Origin of the sequence: Kitasatospora sp. NPDC058032, assembly GCF_042885845.1 — a bacterium.
In the GTDB taxonomy this organism is placed as follows: domain Bacteria; phylum Actinomycetota; class Actinomycetes; order Streptomycetales; family Streptomycetaceae; genus Kitasatospora.
Map to the genome: position 1 here is coordinate 446,505 of NZ_JBHVRK010000002.1, position 20,407 is coordinate 466,911.

Annotated in this window: 17 protein-coding genes and 1 riboswitch; of the genes, 4 read left to right on the forward strand and 13 right to left on the reverse strand. The window is 74.8% G+C overall.

What is annotated here, in order from left to right; all coding sequences use genetic code 11:
• Nucleotides 1–73 precede the first annotated feature (73 nt).
• Together macS and ACFVUH_RS04945 are read right to left on the reverse strand one after the other, a co-directional pair.
• The gene (gene macS / locus ACFVUH_RS04940) at nt 74–1,312 is read right to left on the reverse strand and encodes a MacS family sensor histidine kinase (protein ID WP_387911231.1); all 1,239 of its coding nucleotides are present in this window, start codon (nt 1,310–1,312) and stop codon (nt 74–76) included.
• Between the two features lie 35 nt (nt 1,313–1,347).
• Nucleotides 1,348–2,172, reverse strand: coding sequence for a lysophospholipid acyltransferase family protein (locus tag ACFVUH_RS04945; RefSeq protein ID WP_387911342.1), 825 nt, complete (start codon nt 2,170–2,172; stop codon nt 1,348–1,350).
• Nucleotides 2,173–2,436: 264 nt separating this feature from the next.
• Between ACFVUH_RS04945 and ACFVUH_RS04950 the strand changes: the two genes are divergently transcribed.
• Both ACFVUH_RS04950 and ACFVUH_RS04955 read left to right on the forward strand, forming a co-directional pair.
• A complete protein-coding gene (locus ACFVUH_RS04950) occupies nt 2,437–3,231 on the forward strand; it encodes an alpha/beta hydrolase (RefSeq protein WP_387911232.1) in 795 nt (264 codons plus the stop codon).
• Nucleotides 3,232–3,241: 10 nt separating this feature from the next.
• Complete coding sequence (locus tag ACFVUH_RS04955; protein WP_387911234.1) at nt 3,242–4,027, forward strand: hypothetical protein; 786 nt, start codon at nt 3,242–3,244, stop codon at nt 4,025–4,027.
• A 25-nt stretch (nt 4,028–4,052) separates the two neighbouring features.
• On the opposite strand, the gene ACFVUH_RS04960 is transcribed toward ACFVUH_RS04955, so the two are convergent.
• The 5 genes from ACFVUH_RS04960 to ACFVUH_RS04980 all read right to left on the reverse strand — a co-directional run bounded on the left by ACFVUH_RS04960 (nt 4,053) and on the right by ACFVUH_RS04980 (nt 8,242).
• On the reverse strand, nt 4,053–4,805 hold the full coding sequence (locus tag ACFVUH_RS04960; RefSeq protein WP_387911235.1) for an endonuclease/exonuclease/phosphatase family protein: 753 nt from the start codon (nt 4,803–4,805) through the stop codon (nt 4,053–4,055).
• A gap of 150 nt (nt 4,806–4,955) precedes the next feature.
• Entirely contained in the window at nt 4,956–5,900 is a 945-nt protein-coding gene (locus tag ACFVUH_RS04965; RefSeq protein ID WP_355361762.1) for an ROK family glucokinase, read from the reverse strand.
• Nucleotides 5,901–6,092: 192 nt separating this feature from the next.
• Nucleotides 6,093–6,467, reverse strand: coding sequence for a DUF5304 family protein (locus tag ACFVUH_RS04970; protein WP_387911237.1), 375 nt, complete (start codon nt 6,465–6,467; stop codon nt 6,093–6,095).
• Nucleotides 6,468–6,560: 93 nt separating this feature from the next.
• Entirely contained in the window at nt 6,561–7,736 is a 1,176-nt protein-coding gene (locus ACFVUH_RS04975) for an ArsA family ATPase (RefSeq protein ID WP_387911239.1), read from the reverse strand.
• Nucleotides 7,737–7,786: 50 nt separating this feature from the next.
• The gene (locus ACFVUH_RS04980) at nt 7,787–8,242 is read right to left on the reverse strand and encodes an SRPBCC family protein (protein WP_355361768.1); all 456 of its coding nucleotides are present in this window, start codon (nt 8,240–8,242) and stop codon (nt 7,787–7,789) included.
• Nucleotides 8,243–8,589: 347 nt separating this feature from the next.
• Here ACFVUH_RS04980 and ACFVUH_RS04985 point away from each other — a divergent pair, with 347 nt between their 5' ends.
• Nucleotides 8,590–10,383 carry an AMP-dependent synthetase/ligase gene (locus ACFVUH_RS04985; protein ID WP_387911242.1) on the forward strand — a complete coding sequence of 598 codons (1,794 nt, stop codon included), beginning with the start codon at nt 8,590–8,592 and terminating at the stop codon, nt 10,381–10,383.
• A 68-nt stretch (nt 10,384–10,451) separates the two neighbouring features.
• Here the strand turns inward: ACFVUH_RS04985 and ACFVUH_RS04990 are convergent, their stop codons facing one another.
• A complete protein-coding gene (locus tag ACFVUH_RS04990) occupies nt 10,452–11,588 on the reverse strand; it encodes a glycosyltransferase family 4 protein (protein ID WP_355361772.1) in 1,137 nt (378 codons plus the stop codon).
• A 253-nt stretch (nt 11,589–11,841) separates the two neighbouring features.
• Between ACFVUH_RS04990 and ACFVUH_RS04995 the strand changes: the two genes are divergently transcribed.
• On the forward strand, nt 11,842–13,281 hold the full coding sequence (locus ACFVUH_RS04995; RefSeq protein ID WP_387911243.1) for a glycosyltransferase 87 family protein: 1,440 nt from the start codon (nt 11,842–11,844) through the stop codon (nt 13,279–13,281).
• Here the strand turns inward: ACFVUH_RS04995 and ACFVUH_RS05000 are convergent, their stop codons facing one another.
• The 5 genes from ACFVUH_RS05000 to ACFVUH_RS05020 form a co-directional block, all read right to left on the reverse strand.
• A complete protein-coding gene (locus ACFVUH_RS05000; protein WP_387911245.1) occupies nt 13,282–14,238 on the reverse strand; it encodes a hypothetical protein in 957 nt (318 codons plus the stop codon).
• A gap of 236 nt (nt 14,239–14,474) precedes the next feature.
• A complete protein-coding gene (locus ACFVUH_RS05005; protein WP_355361778.1) occupies nt 14,475–15,539 on the reverse strand; it encodes an NlpC/P60 family protein in 1,065 nt (354 codons plus the stop codon).
• Nucleotides 15,540–15,787: 248 nt separating this feature from the next.
• On the reverse strand, nt 15,788–17,008 hold the full coding sequence (locus tag ACFVUH_RS05010) for an NlpC/P60 family protein (RefSeq protein WP_387911246.1): 1,221 nt from the start codon (nt 17,006–17,008) through the stop codon (nt 15,788–15,790).
• A gap of 10 nt (nt 17,009–17,018) precedes the next feature.
• Nucleotides 17,019–17,175, reverse strand: a riboswitch (cyclic di-AMP (ydaO/yuaA leader).
• 345 nt (nt 17,176–17,520) lie between these two features.
• Nucleotides 17,521–18,564, reverse strand: coding sequence for an NlpC/P60 family protein (locus ACFVUH_RS05015; RefSeq protein ID WP_387911247.1), 1,044 nt, complete (start codon nt 18,562–18,564; stop codon nt 17,521–17,523).
• Between the two features lie 210 nt (nt 18,565–18,774).
• Nucleotides 18,775–20,292 carry an NYN domain-containing protein gene (locus tag ACFVUH_RS05020; protein WP_387911248.1) on the reverse strand — a complete coding sequence of 506 codons (1,518 nt, stop codon included), beginning with the start codon at nt 20,290–20,292 and terminating at the stop codon, nt 18,775–18,777.
• Nucleotides 20,293–20,407 lie beyond the last annotated feature (115 nt).

Genomic DNA, 20,407 nt, shown 5'->3' on the forward strand with positions numbered 1-20,407 from the left:
CCTTTCGCGGGAGGTGTCGGCACGGGGGTTCTCGCACGGGGGTTCTCGCACGGGGGTTCTCGCACGGGCGTTCTCACAGCGCAGCGGCCGGGGCGCCGGAGCCGGCGCGCGGCACCCGCAGCTCCACCTCGACGCCCTCGCCGGGTGCCGAGTACAGCTCGGCCGAGCCTCCGAGGTCGCGCAGCCGGCCGCGGATCGACTGGGAGACGCCGAGCCGGCCGGCCCGCTCCGCCTCGCCGAGCCGCCCGGGGGCGAAGCCCGGGCCGTCGTCGCGGATCGAGACGGTGACGGCCTGCGGCTCGTCCTCCAGCAGGATCCAGGCGCGCGCGGCGGGCCCGGCGTGCCGGCGGACGTTGTCCACCGCTGCGCCGACCGCGGCGGCCAGCTCGCCGGCTGCCGGGGCCGCGAGCAGCACCGGGGTGCCGGGGGCGGAGAGCGTGACCCGCTCGTCCGTGTACGGGGCGAGCAGGGCGCGCAGGTCCTGCGGCCGCTCCGGCTCCTGCGCGCCGCGCGGGGCGGGCAGCGGGCCGCCGCTCATCAGCGCGCGCAGGGCGCGCTCCTGCTCGCCGGCCAGCCGGCCCAGCTCGGCGAGGTCCGCGCGGTCCGCGGACCCGGCGCCGGACGGGGCCTCGGAGCCCCGGCGCTGGACCAGGGCGAGCACCTGGAGCACGCCGTCGTGGATGTCCCGGGAGAGCCGCTCGCGCTCCCGGGTCGCCGCCTCGACCTGGAGTGCCCGGGTGAGCGTGGCCTCGCTGGCCCGGGCGAGCTCCATGACGTAGCCGATCGCGCAGCCGGACAGCATCAGCAGCACGATGTTGTGGATGTTGTCGCCGGTCGGGCCGCCGTGGCCGAGGATGTTGGCCACCCCGATCACCGAGCCGGCCGCCGCCGCCCAGCGCCAGCCGCCCCGTCCGGCGAAGCCGAGCACGGTGCCGGCCGCCCAGATGGTGGGCAGGGTCGGTGCGCCGTGGCTGATCCGGGACGGCTCGTCGATCACCCCGCTCATCACGATGCCGGTGACGACGAGGACCAGATCGGTGGCGAGCACGTACCAGGTGCAGCGGTGCGGGCCGGAGAAGGCCCGGGTGGAGGCGAGCGTCCACAGGGTCAGCGCGCCGAGGTAGATCCAGCCGGCGACCGGGTGCAGGAACTGCAGGTAGGAGTCGAAGTACCGGAGCAGCGCGTAGCAGAGCGCCAGCACCCGGAAGAAGGAGATGGCCCGCCAGAGCGGCAGTTCGACGGACATGCCGCCCGCCGCCACCGCCGCGCCGACCGTGCCCGGGCCGGGCCCGGTTCTGCCGCCGTCCGTCATGCCCGCCGTTCTCCCCCCGTGCGGCCGGCCCCGGCTCAGGCCGGCCCGGTCCCCTGCTGCGGCTCCTGCCCGGCCTTCTCGGCCTCGGCCGCCTTCTCCGCCTCCGCCTTCTCCTCGGCCTTCTCGGCCTTGGCGGCGGCCTGCTCGGCCTTCTGGACGGCCTTGCGCTCGGCGTCGGCCTTCTTCTTGTCCTCGGCGATCTGCCGCTTGGCGGCGGTCGCGTAGACGTCGACGTACTCCTGGCCGGACAGCCGCATGATCTCGTACATCACCTCGTCCGTCACCGAGCGGAGGATGAAGCGGTCGTTCTCCATGCCCTGGTAGCGGGAGAAGTCCAGCGGGCGGCCGATCCGGATGCCCGGGCGGATGCCGAAGTTCGGGACCACCTGGCCGGGCGGCTGCACCTTCTCGGTGTCGATCATCGCGACCGGGATGACCGGCGCGCCGGTCGCCAGCGCGACGCGGGCCAGGCCGCCGACCTTGCCCCGGTAGAGCTTGCCGTCGGGCGAGCGGGTGCCCTCCGGGTAGACGCCGAACAGCTCGCCGCGGTCCAGCACGGCGATCGCCGAACGGATCGCCGCCTCGCCGGCGCCGCGCACGCCCGAGCGGTCCACCGGGAGCTGGCCGACGCCCTTGAAGAAGGCGGCGGTCAGCCGGCCCTTGATGCCCGGCGTGGTGAAGTACTCGGCCTTCGCGATGAAGGTCACCCGGCGCTTGATCAGCGCGGGGAAGAAGAAGGAGTCCGAGAAGGACAGGTGGTTGCTCGCGATGATCGCGGCACCCTCGGTGGGGATGTTCTCCTCACCCTCGATCCACGGCCGGAAGAAGATCCGCAGCAGCGGCGCGACGATCATCTTCATCAGTCGGTAGAACAACCCGGGCCTCCTGTATTGCGGACCGGTCGATCCTAATGCCCCGCGGTGTCCGCCCGTGCCCCGCCCCGCCCCGACGGGGTGTCCGGGCTGCCGGGTGACGGGGTGTCGGGCCGGCTTCCCGGCGGGGGTGTACGGAGCGGGCGGGCCCGTGGGACGATGCGAATTCCGCAGCCGCCCGCACCGGTCCGCCCGCACGCCCCCGTCCGTCCAGCGCCACCTCCAGCGTCCTCGCCCGCGAAGGAGTCCGCCATGCCGCTGCTGCCCGGCGCCGAACCGTACCGCCACCGGGGCGGGCCGGTGGGCGTCCTGCTCTGTCACGGGTTCACCGGCTCGCCGCAGTCGCTGCGGCCGTGGGCGGAGGACCTCGCCGCCGCCGGGTACACCGTCTCGCTGCCGCTGCTGCCGGGCCACGGCACCCGCTGGCAGGACATGCAGGTGACCCGCTGGGAGGACTGGTACGCCGAGGTCGAGCGGGAGCTGCTGGCCCTGGCGGCGGAGTGCGAGCGGGTGTTCGTCGTCGGGCTGTCGATGGGCGGCGGCCTGGCGCTGCGGCTGGCGGCGGTGCACGGGACCGCGGTCGCCGGGCTGGTGCTGGTCAACCCGTCGGTGCGCTCGGACAACCCCGCGAGTGTCATTCTGCCGGTGCTGCGGCACCTCCTGCCGAGCCTGCCCGGGGTCGCCAACGACATCGCCCGGCCCGGCGCGGTCGAGCTGGGCTACGACCGGACGCCGTTGCACGCCGCCTGGTCGCTGGCCCGGCTGTGGAAGGAGGTCCAGGCGCGGCTGCCGGAGGTGACCCAGCCGGTGCTGCTCTTCCACAGCCCGCAGGACCACGTGGTCTCCGCGGCCAACTCCGAGCTGGTGCTGGCCCGGATATCCTCGACCGATGTGACGGAGCGGCTGTGCCAGCGCAGCTACCACGTCGCGACGCTGGACCACGACGCGGCGGAAATATTCGCGACCGCCCAGGACTTCATCCGACGGTTGGCCCCCGCGCAGGCGGCGGGCGCCACCTCGGTGAAATCCGACCACCACCAAGGCTGAAGGGCCGGAAGTGCACGAGAGCAGCACGGCGGGCGGCGAGGACGAGACGCCCCGCGAGGAGGGTGCGGCCACCGGCGGCGCGCGGCCGGGCGCCGGGCGGACGGACGGCGATCAGACGGGCCGCGGACCGGCCGGTGAGACGGTGGCCGGCTCCGGCGACGCCCCGGCGGCGGGCGAGGAGACGGGCGGCGCGGGCGGCGGCACGACGTCCGGCAGCGGCACGACGCCCGGCGCGGGCGCGACGGCCGGCCAGTCCCGCCCCCGGCGCGCGCCCGAGCGCAGCCAGGCCGAGCAGGACGAGATCTTCGCCGCGCTGGTCGCCCAGTTCGACGACCCGGTCGACCTCAACAACCCGAACTGGCCGGAGATCGAGAACCTCCGGGCGCGCGGCGAGCTCAAGGGCTTCAAGGAGCCCGACGGCCTGCCCGGCGAACCCGGCGACCTCTCCGACCTGGCGCCCCAGCCGCGCCCCCGCTCCGGCCGGCCGGTCATGCCGGCCGCCGGCTCCGGCCCGCGCGACTTCGAGCTGGCCGAGGAGACCGACGAGGGCCACTTCGAGCCGCCGGAGCCGCCGCCGCTGCCGGAGGCCGACACCACCGCCAAGTTCGCCTGGCTGGCGGTGCTCGGCGGGCCCGCGCTGCTGCTCTTCGACGCGGTCGTCTGGCGCGAGGTCTCCGGCTGGCCCGCCTGGGTCGGGGTGGCCGCCTTCCTCGGCGGCTTCGCCACCCTGGTGGTCCGGATGAAGGACCGCGACGAGGACGAGCCCGAGGACCCGCACGGCGGCGCGGTCGTCTGACCGCCGCGGCCCGGGGGCCCGGCCACTACCCGGCGGGCAGCTGCAGGACGGCGAGCACCGGGAGGTGGTCGGTGGCGGCCCGCAGGTCGGCCCCGGTGACGCCGGGCAGGCCGTGCGGGACGCCGCAGGCGAGCACCTCGATGCCCGGCGTGGCGAAGACGGCGTCCAGCCGCTGGTAGGGGTTCTCCGGGACGGACGTCATCTCGCCGCCCCAGGGCGCCACCACGTGCCCGTCCTGCAGCCGTGCGGCCAGCGAGCGCCAGCCCGGGCCGTCCGGGTGCTCGTTGAAGTCCCCCGCGATCACGCCGAGTTCGGCGTACCGCAGCTGCCCGGTGAGCAGCTCGAACTGGCGCATCCGCTCGTCCGCGTCCAGGCTGAGGTGACAGCTGGTGACGGTGAACCGCGCGGCGCCGGGCACCTCGACCAGCGCGGTGGCGAAGCCGCGCGCGTGCAGTCCGCGGGTCTTCGGCAGCAGCCGGTCGTGGACGGCCGCCACCCGGACGCCGGGCCGGCCGAGCAGCAGCGGCCCGGCGGCGGCCCGTCCGCCGCCGGCGAGCACCGCGGTGCCGGTCCGCCGGGCGAGCCAGGCCGCCTGCCCCCGGGGACGCCAGTAGCGCGGTGACTCCTGGACGCAGACCAGGTCGGGCGCGCAGGCCCGGATCACCCGGACCAGGGCGCGCCGGTCGTCGCGCAGCGAGCGGACGTTGTAGCTGAGCAGCCGCAGCCGGCCCGGCGCGGGCGGCGGCAGTTCGGCCGGTGCGGCCGGTTCGGTGGTCATCGCGGTTCCTCCCCTGGGCGTCCTCGGTGACGACCGTACGGCAGGACGGGGCGTCGAGGCGTGAACACGGACACGGCGCGGCCCGCCCCTCCGGGCGGAGGGACGGGCCGTGGTGCGCGGGCCGCGCCGCGCGCGTCGGGGGTCTGCCGGTCAGACCGTACGGGCCAGGTCGGCCGCGCCGGCGATGCCGGCGGCCGAGCCGGTGGAGGCGAGCACGACCTCGGCGCGCGGGCGGTGCACCCCGCCGGTCAGGTAGTGCTCGAAGGCCTTGGCGACCGGGTCGAGCAGCAGCCGGCCGGAGTCGGAGACCCCGCCGCCGAGCACGAAGACGCCCGGGTCGAAGAGCGCCGCGAGGTCCGCCATCCCCCGGCCCAGCCAGTCGGCCAGCTCGGCGTAGCACTCCAGGGCGAGCGGGTCGCCCTCCTCGGCGGCCTGGGTGATGTGGATGCCGCGGATCGTCTCGGCGACGCCGTCGTTGAGTTCCAGCATCCGTCGGCCGCGCACCGGGTCGGCGGCGGCGCGCTCGCGGCCGTAGCGGCGCAGCGCCCGGCCGGAGCCGTACTGCTCCCAGCAGCCCTTGCCGCCGCAGCCGCAGGGCAGGCCGTCCGGGACCATGTTGAGGTGGCCGATCTCGCCGGCCACGCCGAACCGGCCGCGGTGCAGCCGGCCGTCCAGGACGAGGCCGCCGCCGATGCCGGTGCCGACGGTGATCAGCACCATGTCCTCGTGGCCGGCGCCGGCGCCGAACCGGTACTCGGCCCAGGCGGCGCAGTTGGCGTCGTTCTCGATGACCGCGGGCAGGCCGGTGAGCTCCTCGATCCGGCCGCGCAGGGGCTCGTCCTCCCAGTCGATGTTGGGGGCGAAGATCACCGTCGAGCGGCTGCGGTCGACGAAGCCGGGGGCGCCGATGCCGGCCGCGGTCACGTCGGGGTACTGCTCCTTGAGCTCGCGCACGGCCTGCGCGATCGCGTCGACCGCCCACTGCGGGTCGGCCGGGGTGGGCACCCTGGTCCGGGCGAGGATCTCTCCCGCCTCGTCGACCACGCCTGCCGCGATCTTGGTCCCGCCGACGTCGACGCCGATGGTCAGAGCCATGTGTCCCTCAGCTATTCACTCGTTCCCGCTGGACGGAACGCTACCGCCCAACCATGCCCCCGTACACACCGCCGCCTACATTAACCGAAGACATTCTTGCGCCAACCCGCCCGAGACCGTTCAAAAGTCGTACATTTTCACCGGTCGCATCACAGAGTGAAGCCAGAACGTGGCCCACCGGGCATCAGGGGTTCACTGCTTGTCGGACGGTCCCTCAGGCGTGTCGTCCAGGTCCACCCGCTCCGGGCGGGCCGGCTCGCCGGCGGTCCAGCGGCGCTCGTGGCCGGTGACGGCGGCCCGGTAGGCGGCCAGCAGTTCGGTGCCGGCGGCGGCCAGACCGGTGCCGGCGGCGGCGAGGTGCCCGTACACCTCGGGCTGCTTGTCCCGCAGGCGGTCGGCCAGCCCGGCCAGCGAGAGCAGGGTCTCGGCGCTCGCCTCCTGGGCCTTCTCCCCGACGACGGTGGCGAACCGGCGCACCTCGTCCACCAGCGGGCCCAGCTCCGGGCCGAACGGGTGCGGGCCGCCGTCCTGGTCGGCGGTGGGCTCGGTCCGGTCCGTGGTGGTCATCGCGCAGGCCTCCTCAGCAGCGGCGGCCGCACCCGCGGCCGCCCGCCCCGACGCTACCGGACCACGACGGGCCCTCCGGACGCCGAGCGGGCCCTAACTCCGGGGCCAGAGCGCGGGGTCGGGGGCGAAGCGGACGGCGAGGACGCCGTCGTGCAGGCCCGCGCCGGCGACCGTGCAGCGGCGCAACGCCGAGGGCAGGGCGAGCACCCGCCGGTGGGCGCCGAGGCCGACCACCAGGTCGTCGCCGCGCCGCACCAGGTCGAGGTCGGCGCGCTCGGCACCCGGCAGGGCGAGGTGCCAGACCAGCAGACCCTCCGAAGCCAGCCGGTCCTCGACGGTCCACGGCCCGGCCGGGTACGGCTCGGGGCCGGGACCGGCGCCGTAGAGACGGTCGGCGACGGCCTCCGGGGTGGTCCCGGCGGGCCCGGTGGTGAGCACCGGGACACCGTCGCAGGCGGCGGCCAGCGCGGCCAGCTCGTCGCGGCGGCGGCGGGCCAGACCGGCCAGCCAGGGGTCGGGCGAGTCGGCGGCGGCGTCCGGCAGCACGCCGTGCACCACCACGGCGTCCGGGCGGTGGCCGTGCAGGGCCAGTCCGGTGCGGATCCGGCGCAGTTCGTCGAAGGGATGGGCGTCGGCCGCGGTGACCAGCCGGACGCTGGTGCCGGGCGCGGTGATGGCGGCGCGCGCCTCGGCGAGCGCGCCGGTCGCCTTGGCGCGCGTCTCGTACAGCCAGTCGGCGGGCATCGGCACCCCGGCGAGGCCGGCCAGCAGCGGGCGCAGCGCCCGGGCCGCCTGGCGCTGCTCGGGGACCAGCCGGGCCAGGTAGCGCTCCAGTTGCTCGGGCAGCGCGAGGGTGGCGATGAGGTCGGCGGGCGGCGGGGCGAGCACCACCAGGACGTCCGCGTCGGCCGCGGGCAGCGCGCGCAGCAGGGCGAGCCGGGCGGTGCCGGGGAGGGCGGTGAGCTCCTCGGCGTCGAGCGGGTCGGCGCCCAGCAGGTCGAGGGCGGGCTTCAGCCGGCCGCCGATCCCGTCGAGGGCGCGCCGGAAGGCGGCCTGCTCGTCGGTGCGGGCGACGGTCAGGCCGGGCGCGTACGCCGTCGGCCCGGCCTCCAGTCGGACGCCGAGGGCGGCGTCCAGGGTGCGGTGCGGGTCGTCGGCCGCCAGCAGCAGGGTGCGCCGGCCCCGCCGGGCGGCGTGCAGCGCGGTGGCGGCGGCCACCGCGGGCGCCGCGTGGTCGCCGCTGACCAGGATGGTGCGTGTCGCCGTCATGCCGTGCCGCCCCCGTTCGTCGGTGCCGTCGGTCCTGTCGAGTGCCCGGTTCAGAGCGCCTTGCCGGCGGCGGTGTCCTCGACGCGCTTCTTCAGACCGGCCAGGGCGCGGTCGATGATGACCTTCTCGGCCTTGCGCTTGATCATGCCGAGCATCGGGATCTTGACGTCGACCGCGAGCTGGTAGGTGACCTCGGTGCGGTCGGCGCCGAGCGGGGCCAGGGTGTAGGAGCCGTCGAGCGAGCGGAGCATCTGGCTGCGCACCAGGGTCCAGCCGCACTCGCGGTCGCCGTCCCAGGTGTAGGCGAGGACGTGCTCGTCACGGATCGCGCCGGCGTCGAGCACCAGCCGGACCTGGGAGGCGCGGCCGTTCTCCGCGGTCTCCAGGACCTCGATCTCCTTGACCTCTCCGGTCCAGGCCGGGTACGCGGCGAAGTCGGCGATCACGGCCATGACCGTCGCCGGGGTCGCGTCGATGGTGATGCTCGACCTGGTGTGCTCCGCCATGGAATGGCCCTCCGCGTCGTCCCTCGCTGCTGGTCCGGCCGAGCCTGCTCGGCCGGGTGCCGCCCGGAGCAGGCTATCGCGCCCCGCCCCCGGGCCCGTCCTTCGGTGCACCCCCGGAGCCGGGCCGGGCGCCGCGGCGTCGGACGGGTCCCGCGCGGGACCCGTCCGACGGCTACCGGCCGGTACCAGCGGGCTGCCGTAGGGTGCCATTCGAACGACCCGGTCCCGACCTGGTCGGACGGGTCAAGGTGTGACACTTCGAACACCGGAGCCGCCCCCCCTGGTCGAAGCTGCCTACCGGGCAGTAACGTCCTGCCGTCCCGCAGCGTCGCGAACGAGGAGCAGTCTTGCTCGACTTCAGCCTTCCGGCCCTCTACCAGGTACCGAGCGGCGGTAACCTCTCGGACATCGTGGTCCAGAACGCCGAGCGGCACCCCGACGTCGCGGTGCTCAGCCGCAAGGTGGACGGCCGGTGGCAGGAGTTGACCGCCGCCCAGTTCCTGGTCGAGGTGCAGGCCGCCGCGAAGGGGCTGATCGCCGCGGGCATCGAGCCGGGCGACCGGGTGGGCATCATGTCCCGCACCCGGTACGAGTGGACGCTGCTGGACTTCGCGATCTGGACGGCCGGCGCGATCACCGTCCCGGTGTACGAGACCTCCTCGGCCGAGCAGGTCGAGTGGATCCTCGGCGACTCCGGGGTGGTCGCCCTGTTCACCGAGACCGCGACGCACAGCGCGGTGGTCGCCGAGGTCCGGGGCCGCCTGCCGGAGCTGAAGCACACCTGGCAGATCGAGGGCACCGCGCTCGCCGCGCTGGCCGAGTCGGGCCGCGAGGTCACCGACGCCACCGTCACCGAGCGCCGCTCGACGGCCGGCCCCGACTCGATCGCCACCATCGTCTACACCTCGGGCACCACCGGCCGCCCGAAGGGCTGTCAGCTGACGCACGGCAACTTCCTGGCCGAGTGCGGCAACGTGGTGGAGCGCCTGGCTCCGCTGTTCCGCACCGGCGAGAGCTCCGTGCTGCTCTTCCTGCCGCTGGCCCACGTGTTCGCCCGGATCGTCGAGATCGCCCCGGCGATGGCCCCGATCAAGCTCGGCCACGTCTCCGACGTCCGGGACGTCACCACCGAGCTGGCCGCCTTCAAGCCGACCCTGATCCTGGGCGTGCCCCGGGTCTTCGAGAAGGTCTACAACACGGCGCGGGCCAAGGCCCAGGCCGACGGCAAGGGCGGGATCTTCGACAAGGCCGCCGACACCGCGATCGCCTACAGCCGGGCGCTGGACGCGGGCGGCGCCGGGCTGCTGCTCAAGCTCAAGCACGCCGTCTTCGACAAGCTGGTCTACAGCAAGCTGCGGGCGGCCCTCGGCGGCCGGGCCACCCACGCGATCTCCGGCGGCGCCCCGCTCGGCGAGCGGCTCGGCCACTTCTACCGGGGCATCGGCTTCACCGTGCTGGAGGGCTACGGCCTGACCGAGACCTGCGCGGCCACCGCCTTCAACCCGTGGGACAAGCAGAAGATCGGCACGGTCGGCCAGCCGGCGCCCGGCGCCTCGGTGCGGATCGCGGAGGACGGCGAGGTCTTCTTCAAGGGCCCGCACGTCTTCACCGGCTACTGGAACAACCCGCAGGCCACCGCGGACACCCTCAAGGACGGCTGGATCGCCACCGGCGACCTCGGCTCGCTGGACGACGAGGGCTACCTGACCATCACCGGCCGCAAGAAGGAGATCATCGTCACCGCGGGCGGCAAGAACGTCGCCCCGGCGGTGATCGAGGACCGGATCCGGGCGCACGCCCTGGTCGGCGAGGTCATGGTGGTCGGCGACCGCAAGCCCTTCGTCGCCTGCCTGATCACGGTCGACGAGGACTTCTTCCCCAAGTGGAAGGAGCTGAACGGCAAGCCGGCCGGCGCCACGGTGGCCGACCTGCGCGAGGACCCGGACCTGCTGGCCGCCCTGCAGACGGCGGTGGACGACGGCAACGCGGCCGTCTCGCACGCCGAGGCGGTGAAGAAGTTCCGCCTGCTCGACACCGTCTTCTCCGAGGAGAGCGGCCATCTGACGCCCTCCCTCAAGCTCAAGCGCAACGTCGTGCTGAAGGACTTCGCGGCCGACGTCGAGGCGATCTACCGGAAGTAGCCGCTCCCCCGCACGCGCCGGTGCGCTCAGCCCCACCGTTCGGAGGCGGGCCGCACCGGCGTGTGCGCTCAGCCCGCCAGCAGCGAGGTCAGCCGCCCGGCCAGCAGGTCCCAGCGCCAGGAGCGGTCCACCCAGCGCCGCCCGGCCTCGCCCATCCGCCGGCGCAGCTCCTCGTCCTTCAGCAGCCGGACGATCCGCTCGGCCGCCGCCGCGGGCGTGCCGCCCGGCACCACGTAGCCGGTCTCGCCCTCCAGCACCGCGTCCGGTGCGCCGCCGGAGTCCCCGGCCACCACCGGCAGGCCGGTCGCCGAGGCCTCCAGGTAGACGATGCCGAGCCCCTCGACGTCCAGCCCGCCGCGCCGGGTGCGGCACGGCATCGCGAAGACGTCCCCGGCGCCGTAGTGCGCGGGCAGCTCCTCCCACGGGACCGAGCCGGTGAACCGGACGGCGGAGCGCACGCCGCGGGCGTCCACCAGCTTCTCCAGGTCCGCCCGGTAGGGGCCGCCGCCGACGATCAGCAGCACGGCGTCCGGCACGTCGGCGAGGATCTGCGGCATCGCCTCGATGAGGGTGTCCTGGCCCTTGCGCGGCACCAGCCGGGAGACGCAGACCACCACCGGCCGGTCGGCCAGCCCGAGCCGCTCGCGCACCGCGGCGCCGCCGGAGTCCGGGTGGAAGGTCCGCTCGTCCACGCCGGGCGGCAGCTGCACCATCCGGGCGGCGGCCTCCGGGCCGACGGCGGCGGCGATCCGGGAGCGGGTGTACTCGCCGAGGTAGGTCAGCACGTCGGTGCCGGTGCCGATCCGGCGCAGCAGCTGCCGGGCCGCCGGAAGCTGGGCCCAGGCGGCCTCGTGGCCGTGGGTCATGCCGAGCAGCCGCCCGGCGCCGGCCCGGCGCAGCGCGGGGGCCATCAGCCCGAGCGGCGCGGCGGCGCCGAACCAGACCGAGTCGCAGCGCTCGGCGCGCAGGATCTCGGCGGCACGCCGGGTGACCCGCGGTGTGGGAACCATCACCTTCGTCCGGTCGCGGATCACCGGGAACGGCTGTTCGGCGTCGAAACGCGCCACCTCGGTGCCGTCGCGCCAGGTGGAGGCGTACACCACGACGCTTCCTGCGGGCTGACGGACGGCCATGTTGTGGACGAAGGCCTGGATGCCGCCGGGCCTCGGCGGGAAGTCGTTGGTCACGATCAAGGTCTTGTGCATCAGGCCACGGCTCGCTCGGTCGGGGGGTGCTCGGTGTACCGCTCAGTGATCCGTACGATAGGTCAACACCATGACCCGCCGGGAACGGATCCGCGCACGGCAACCGTTCCTCCCCCGGGTCTGTCCTAGTACCCGGGTGGTCGGCGCGGCCGGTCCGGCCCGTGACGGCGGCCCGGCGCCGACCTGCCCGGACCCCCGGGCATCCGTCGCGCGGCGCCGCCGGCGGCACGTCCGAGACGAACGAGGGAGCGCAGTGGAGTTGGCCCCGGCCACCGAGTCCGGTACATCCAGCGGCGCCGAGGGCTCCGGCACGGCGCTCGCCGTCCGCCGCGAGCCGGTGCAGAGCTCCACGCGCCCCTCCGGCCGTTCGGGCGCGCTGCTGGCGCTCGGCGCGACCTGGGTGGCCACCCGGACGCTCCTGCTGCTGCTGGTGACCGGCGTGCTGCGGATGCCCGGCGGGGACATCACCGCCGACGTCTGGCTGATCTACCACGGCTGGTACGGCGTCCTGCAGACCGGCACCTTCCCGCTCGACGACGTCACCTGGCAGTACCCGCCCGGCGCCGCCCTGGTGATCCTGCTGCCGGGCCTGCTGCCCTGGTCGTACCTGGTGTCGTTCTGGGTGATCTGCGGGATCGCCGACGCGGCCGCGATGGCCCTGCTGGTGCGCACCGGGCTGCGCAAGGGCCGGGCGCTGACCGGTGCCTGGGTCTGGGTGGCCGGCGTCCCGCTGCTCGGTCCGATGATCTACAACCGCTACGACGTGATCGTCACCGCGATCGCGGTGGCCGGTCTGCTGGCGCTGATCCGCCGCCCGGCGATCGGCGGCCTGCTGCTGGGTCTCGGCGGCATCGTCAAGATCTGGCCGCTGCTCGGCCTCATCGGCACCCCGTCCGGGCGGCGCACCCGCCGCTCCTGGACGGCCGCGGCCGCCGCGACCGCCGCGATCGGCTTCCTGCTGGCGGCCGGGATGAACGGCGCGTTCGAGTTCCTGACGTTCCAGAAGGACCGCGGCATCGAGGTGGAGTCGGTCGGCGCGCTGCCGATCCACTTCGCCCGGATCGCCGGCGTCTGGGACGGCAAGGTGATGATGAACTACGGCTCGGTGGAGATGCTCGGGCCGTGGGTCGAGGTGGTCAGCAAGGTGATGCTGGCCGGCACCGTGCTCGGCTTCGGCTGGCTGCTGCTGTGGCGCTTCACCGCCCGGCGGCGCAACGCGGCCACCATGTACGACGCGGCGCTCGCCGCGCTGCTGATCTTCACCGTGACCAGCCGGGTGATCAGCCCGCAGTACCTGGTCTGGCTGGTCGGCGCGGCGGCGGTCTGCCTGACCGTGCGCGGCACCAGCCAGCGGCCGGTGGCGCTGCTGATCCTGGCGGCGACCCCGCTGACCCTGGTGGAGTTCCCGCTGGTCTTCGGCGACGTGGTCGCCAGCCGGCCGGGCGCGATCGCCGTGCTGACCGTGCGCAACCTGCTGCTGCTGGCCGCCACCGGGCTGTCCTGCGTGCGGCTGTGGCGCTCCACCCGGCGCACCGAGCCGCTCCCGGAGACCGTGGTGATGACCCGCCCGGAGCCGGTGCCGGCGGCCGCGTTCTCGGTCCGCCCGGGCATCGCGTACGAGCAGGACCTGCTGGACGGCATCGAGCGGCCGGCCGCCGCGCCCCGCGAGCGGCGCCAGGAAGCGCGGCCCTAGTCAGGCCGCCAGCGCCCTGAGCTCGGCCTGCCAGAGGCCGGTGAACTCGGTCAGACCGAGGCCGAGCCGGTCCCGGAGCAGCCCGTCCAGCCAGGCCCGCCGGTCCGCGCCCGGGCCCGCCGCGCCGACCGCCCGGTAGAGCTCCACCAGCCGCCGCGGCCCGTACCGGCGGGCGATCAGGTCGCAGGCCAGCCAGGCCTGCTCGTAGACCTGCGCGAGGCCCTCGCCGCCGGCCGTGAAGGCGGCGTCCTCGGGCAGCGCGGCGGGCAGCCGCCCGGCGGCGACGTCCCGGGCCAGCTCCGGGGCGAGCTGCCGGGCCGGGCGGCCCGCGTCGTGGTACCCGGTCCAGTCGGCGACGCCCTCGGAGAGCCAGAGCGGCGTCCAGGCGCTGGTGTCGGCCCGGGTCGCCACGTGCACCGCCTCGTGGGTGACCACCACCTGGCGGCCGAAGTCGCTCAGGCCCGGGTAGGTGTCCGGATTGACCAGGACCCGGTCGGCCGGGGCGTTCAGCGGCGCGCCGGGCGCGGCCACGGTGACCGCGGCCATACCGGACCAGCCGGACCGCTCCTCCGCCAGCAGCCGGGTGAACTGCTCACCGGTGGCGGGCAGTTCCAGCAGCAGCCGGCCGGCCCAGGCGGTGCCCCAGAGGGCCTCCACGGCGGTCACCGCCCGGTCGCCGACGGCGGCGAGCCCGGCGAGGGCGGCAGGGTCGGACGCGCCCGAGGCGTCCGCCCCGAGCACACCGAGCACCAGACAGCGGGCGCCGGCCGCGGCCCGCACGGCGCCGAGGTCCCACAGCGGCGGCGGCCCGCCCGCGCCCTCCTCGCGTTCGACCCGCCAGCCGGCGGCGGACCGGGCCAGGACCAGCCGGCGCGGGTGGACCACCGGCAGGCGGTCGTACCCGGTCACCTCGACGGTCAGCTCGGCGGTGGCGGCGCACCGGCCGGCCGGGTCCACCGGGCCGAGCAGCAGGTTCCGGTACCCGGCCCGCAGCGGCAGCTCCGGCGGTCCCGCGGTCAGCGCCCGGGCCCGCCCGTCGAGCAGCGCCAGGACGTCGGCGTGCTCGTCCGAGGCCGCGGCGGCGGGCCGCGCCGGACCGGCCCCGGGCAGCGAGAGCTGGGCCAGCCCGCCGGCCGCGAGCAGCAGGGCGGTGCGCCGCGACGGCAGGCGGCCGACGGCGGGATCCGGGCGGCTCAGAGCCGGATCACCCCCGCGACCGGCATCGTGCCGACGCTCTCGTAGCGGACCTTGGCACCCGGGTAGGGGGCATGCACGACCACCCCGCCGCCGGCGTACATCCCGACGTGGTGCATGTCCCGGTAGAAGATCACCAGGTCTCCCGGCCGCGCTTCGGAGAGGCTGACCCGCTGCCCGGCGTACGCCTGGGCCTGCGAGGTGCGCGGCAGGGTCACTCCGGCCTGCCGCCAGCTCCAGTACATCAGACCGGAGCAGTCGAACGCCTTGGGCCCGGCAGATCCGTAGACGTAGGGCGAACCGATCATCCGCACCGCGGCGGCCAGCGCGGCGGCGCCGCGTTCGGAGGCGGGCGGGGTGCTGCCGAGGTCCAGCCGGTCGGTGCCGCGGGTGACGCGCTGCTCGGCGTCCCGGGCGTCCTGCGCGGCGAGCCGGGCGCGCTCGGCGGTGCCGAGGCTGTTGAGCAGCCGCTGCGCCGTGGCGAGCCGCTGCTGGATCTGCTGCTTGCTCTCGGCCAGCGCCTTGCGGGTCTGCTCCAGCTCGGCGAGCTTGGCGGTGGCCTCGGCCCGGCGCTGGTCGAGCACCCGCTGACGGCCCACCACCTCGTGCAGGGTCTCGTTCTGCCGCTCGGCGGCCTGGTCGAGGGTGCGGGCCCGGGAGAGGTAGCCCTCCGGATCCGTGGAGAGCATCAGCTGGACGGTACGGGTCATCCCGCCGCCGCGGTACTCGGCGCCGGCCACGGTGGCGAGGTCGCCGCGCAGCCGGTTGAGCTCGTCCTGGGCGACGGCGATCTGCTGCTGCAGCGTCCCGGTCTCGTACTGGAGCTTCTGCTGGGCCTCCTGCGCGGCGTTGAAGCGCTCCGAGGCCTGCTCGGCCTCGTCGTAGAGCTGCTCCACCTGGGCCTTGACGTCCTTGCGGTCGGCCGGGCCGTCCGGCGAGCCGGGCGCGGCCTGGGCGCAGCCGCCCGTCGCCACGCCGAGCGCGGTGGTGGCCGCCGCGGTGAACACCAGCGCCCGGGCGAGCGCGTGCGCACCTGACAGCGGGGAACGGCGGTGCACGGCCATGCGACGTCGGCTCCGATCCTGGGCCCGGCCCGCCGCCGCGCCGGGACGGGCGGCGGTCGAAGCGGGCGTCCGGTGGCAGACGTTAGCGAGTCCGGGCAACCGATTCCAAACCCCTCCGAACCCGAATATTCAGACACTAATCGGACGTCAGATCGGTTCGTGGATCGAGCACCCCGTCGGGCCGGGGAAAGCCTCGGGCCCGGTCCCCCGCACGGGGGACCGGGCCCGAGGAGCCTGCCGACCGTGGGTCAGAGGCGCACGATGGTGTTGACCGGCATGTTGGAGGCCGACTCGTAGCGGACCGACGCGCCCGGCTTCGGGGCGTGGATGACCTGGCCGCCGCCCACGTAGATGCCCACGTGGTGGCGGTCGCCGTAGAAGATCACCAGGTCTCCGGGCTGGGCCTTGGAGATGTCCGACCCGATCTGGGTACCGGCGGTCGCCTGCGCCTGCGAGGTGCGCGGCAGCGACACGCCCGCCTGGGCGTACGCCCAGCCGGTGAGGCCCGAGCAGTCGAAGGAGTTGGGGCCGGTGGCGCCGTAGACGTACGGCGAGCCGAGCTTGCTCTCGGCGGCGGCGATCGCGGCGGCGGCACGCGAGCCGTTGGCGGCGGGCGCGGCCGGCTTGGCGGCCTCGGCGGCCGGGGCCGACGCGGTCGAGGAGCTCGACGAGCCGGAGGAGCTCGACGAACCCGAGGAGCTCGACGAACCCGAGGACGGCGCGCTCAGGTTGCTGCGGTTGTTGTCCCGGGAGGCGCGCTCGGCGTCGGCCTTCTCCTTGGCGGCCTTGGCGGCCTCGGCCTTGGCGGCGTCCGCCTTCGCCTTCGCCTCGGCGGCGGCCTTCTCCTCGGCCGCGCGGATGGCCTGACGCTCCTGCTCGGTGAGCGTGTTGAGCAGGTCCTGGGCCTTCTGCAGCTTGCCCTGGACCTCCTCCTTGGAGGACTTCAGCTGCTGGGTGGTGGCTTCCAGCTCGCCGAGCTTGGCCTGGGTCTCGGTGCGGTCCTGGTCGAGCCTGCGCTGCTGCTCCTGGAGCTCCTTCAGCGCGCCGGACTGGGTGGAGCCGGCCTGGTTCAGGGCGTCGGCCTGGCTGAGGAAGTTGTCCGGGCTGGCGGAGAGCATCAGCTGGACGGTCTGCGAGATGCCACCCGTGCGGTACTGCTCGCCGGCGATCTCGGAGAGACCACCCTGCGCCTCGATCACCGAGGCCTGCTGACGGGCCACCTTGTCCTGCAGCTCGGCGACCTGCTTCTGCAGCTCCTGCTGCTTGGCCTGGGCGCCGTTGTACTTCTCGGTGGCGACCTCGGCCTGCTCGTTGAGCTGGTCGACCTGCTCCTTGACCTGGTCCTTGGTCGGCGCCGGGTCGGCGTGGGCGCCGGACTGCGCGGAGAGGGCGACGGCAGCGGCGGCGACCCCGGTCAGGATCGAGACACGGGCGCGGCCGGCGGGCTTGGGACGACGATGGGACGCCACGAAGGCGGACTCCTTCTTCCTCATCCGCCTACCGGGTGAGCTGACGGGTTCGGGCGGAAGCGTGCCCTACGACGCCTCACCCGCCGCTCGCGCGGCCGGCCTGGCGCCGATTCACCCCGGAGGAACGTGGTTCCCCGGCTCCGCTCCACAGCGGGCCCCCCGACTGCTGGGTCCTCACTCGAACGGGCGACCCGAAGGCCCCGTCCCACTGCTTCGCGAACTCGGCGGCGAACCCCGCCGCCACCCAGGCTGGGTGATCGACTGTGCGTGGTTCGAGTCACGACCCTAGTAACAGATCCGTGATCCGTTCAAATCCTTGTCAGAAAAAAGCCGGAAGAATGCCCAAGTTCTTTTGTGAATATGACCGACCGTGACCAACCATCCACGTCCGGCTGATCATTTTCCGTCAGACGGCCGAACGGGTGGGCGAAACGCCAACGCCACCCCCGTGCGGAGGTGGCGCTGATCACAGGGGCCCTCGGCGGGCGCCCCGGGCGTGTCGTGCCGGTCCGTCAGACCCGGCGGATCGTGTTGATCTTCATGGCATCGGCCTTCATCACCTTCACCACGTCACCGGTGTGCGGCGCGTGCACCACCATGCCGTTGCCGATGTACATGCCGACGTGGCTGCGGTCGTCGCGGTAGATGATCAGGTCGCCCGGCTGGGCCTCGGCCAGCGACGGCACCCGGGAGCCGTAGTTGCCCTGCGCCTGCGAGGTGCGCGGCAGCGAGACGCCGGCCTTCCCGTACGCCCAGACCATCAGGCCGGAGCAGTCGAAGTTGCTCGGGCCGGTGGCACCCCAGACGTACGGCGAGCCCTGCTTGCCCATCGCGTTGGAGACCGCGGCGCCGGCCATGCCGCTGGCCTGCGGCAGGCTGCCCAGGTCGGTGCGCTCGTTGCCGCGCGAGGCGCGGTCGGCCTGCTGCTGCGCCGTCTTCAGCGCGGCGCGGTCGGCGGCGCTCAGCGAGTTCAGCAGGTCCTGGGCTTCCTTGAGCTTCTTGTTGACCTCGGCCTTGGACTGGTTCAGGTCCTTGGTGGTGGTGTCCAGCGAGGCCAGGACGGCGGCCGCCTCGGTCTTCTGCTGGTCGAGCCGGCGCTGCTGGTCCTGCAGGCCCTTGAGCGCCTCGGCCTGGCTGGAGCTGGCCTGCTGCACGCTGGAGGCCTTGTCCAGGTAGCCGGACGGGTCCGAGGAGAGCATCAGCTGGACGGACGGGTCGATGCCGCCGGTGCGGTACTGCTCGCCCGCCACCTCGGACAGCCCGGCCTGAAGCTGGGTCATCTGCTCCTGGCCGCGGGCCACCTGGTCCTGCAGCTGGTCGGCCTGCTTGCGCAGCTGGTCGGCGCGCTCCTTGGCGCCGTTGTACCGCTCGGTGGCCTGCTCGGCCTCCTCCTGCAGCTGGTCGATCTGCGCCTTGACGTCGTCCTTCTTGGGCGACGGGCTGGGCGCGGCGTGGGCGGCGACCTGGGCGGAGAGAGCGACCGCGGTCGCAGCGGCAGCGGTGAGCACGGAGACCCGCGCGCGGCTCGGCTGCTTGGGACGGCGGTGGGAGGCCAAGGGACCGGCTCCTTCTTCCAATGGCCTCACCCGAACGGGTGAGAATCCGGAAAATAGGTTTGACGCCAGACCCTAGTGAAGATCCACGATTCGCGCCACTCCCCCGATCGCGTGAACCCGCGCCGCCGATCTGACTTCACAGAACTCGCACAACATTGCCATCAGGGCGCTGACCAGCCGTCATGCCGGCCTGCTCGCGCCCGGGGGCGGTTACGGCCGGGCCAGCCGGTTCAGCAGCAGGACCGATGCGACGGGGCGCGCGCCGGCCTTCCGCACGCCCTCCGCGACCTCCCGGTCGGTGGAGACCACCACCACCGGGCGCCCCTGCGGCTCCGCCCGGACCAGTCGGCGGATCAGCTCGTCCGCCGTCTCCCCGGTCCGGCTGAACCGCACCCGCACCCCGCGCGGCGGCGCCATGATCACCGGCACGTCCAGGTCCTGGCCGTCGAACACACAGGTGACCTCCGCCTGGGTGCGCTGCGCCAGCATCGCCAGCCCGCCCAGCAGCCGGATCCGCTGCTGCTCCAGCGGCAGCGTCGGATAGCCCGTCTTGGTCACGTTGTAGCCGTCCACCACCAGATGGACCTGCGGGATCGCCAGCAGCTGGTCCAGCAGCGCCGGATCGTCCTCGGCCAGGCCGCGCCGCGCCACGTCGTGCGGCGAGGCCGAGCCCGGCTCCACCGCCTCCACCAGGTCCGCCGGGCGGATCTGGGACACCGGCAGCGCCAGCTCCCGCTGGAGCCCCTGCGCCGACTGCAGCACGGTGTCCAGCAGCAGCCGCAGCCGCATGTCCTCGACGCCGCGCCCCTCACGGGCCGACCGGCGCCCCTGCTCGGCGGCGTTCTCCAGCTCCGTGACCCGGTGCCGCAGCCGGCGCGCCTCGCTCTCCGCCGTGTTCCGCTCGGCCGCCGCCTGCGCCCTGACCGCCTCCAGCTCGGCGGCCACCTTGCGGGTCTCCGCCTGCGCCCTCCGGGTGTCGCTCTCCAGCGACCGCAGCCTGCGGCGCAGCGAATCCGCCTCCCGGCGGACGTCCTCCGATTCGGCCCGCTGGCGGTCCAGGTCGGCGCGCGCCGCCGAGCGCACCTCGGCCAGCTCGGCCTGCAGCTTCTCCACCAGCCGGGCCGCCTCGGCCGCCGCGCCCTCGGCACCCGCCCGCTCGGCCTCCTCGCCGGCCTCGGCCACCAGCCGGCTCCACCCCGCGGAGCGCACCAGGTAGGCGGCCGCCGCGACGTCCATCGGGTCCGCGGCGCCCGGCACGGTGCCCGACTCCAGGGCCCTGACCAGGTCCGGCTGGCCCAGTCGCAGCCGCTCCGCTATCCGCGACCGGAAGGCCGGCTCCGCCTCCAGCGCCGCCGCCAGCGCGGTCGCCGCGTACTTGGCCCGGCGCGCGGGGGTGAACTTGGCGTACTGGCGCAGCGACTGGGGCAGTTCCGCGAGCGGCAGCCCGCCGAGCGCGTCGGAGGCCAGGCCCACCACGCGCCGGCGCACGCCCTCGGGCAGCGGTCGGTCCAGGGTCTCGGCGCCGCCCGTCGCGCTGCCCGCGACGTCCCGGGCCGACCCGTCGACGGCTGCCGCCGGCTCGTCACCGCCGCCCGACTCCTCGCCGGCGGCCGCCTCGGCCGGGGCGTCGGTACCGGAGGGGGCGGCCCCTGCCGCGTCCGGCGTCCGCGCGTCCACAGCGGGCTGCCGCCCCTGCGGCCCGCCGGGCTCCTTCGCTGCGTCCACCACGTCCTCGGCTCCGATCCTGGTCCAGCGGGGTACGGCCCCCGGCCGCCGCCCCCGTCACACTCGTGCGTTCTCTCTGTATTGTCCTGTGCGGCGGTCGGCCATGCCCCGCACCGCC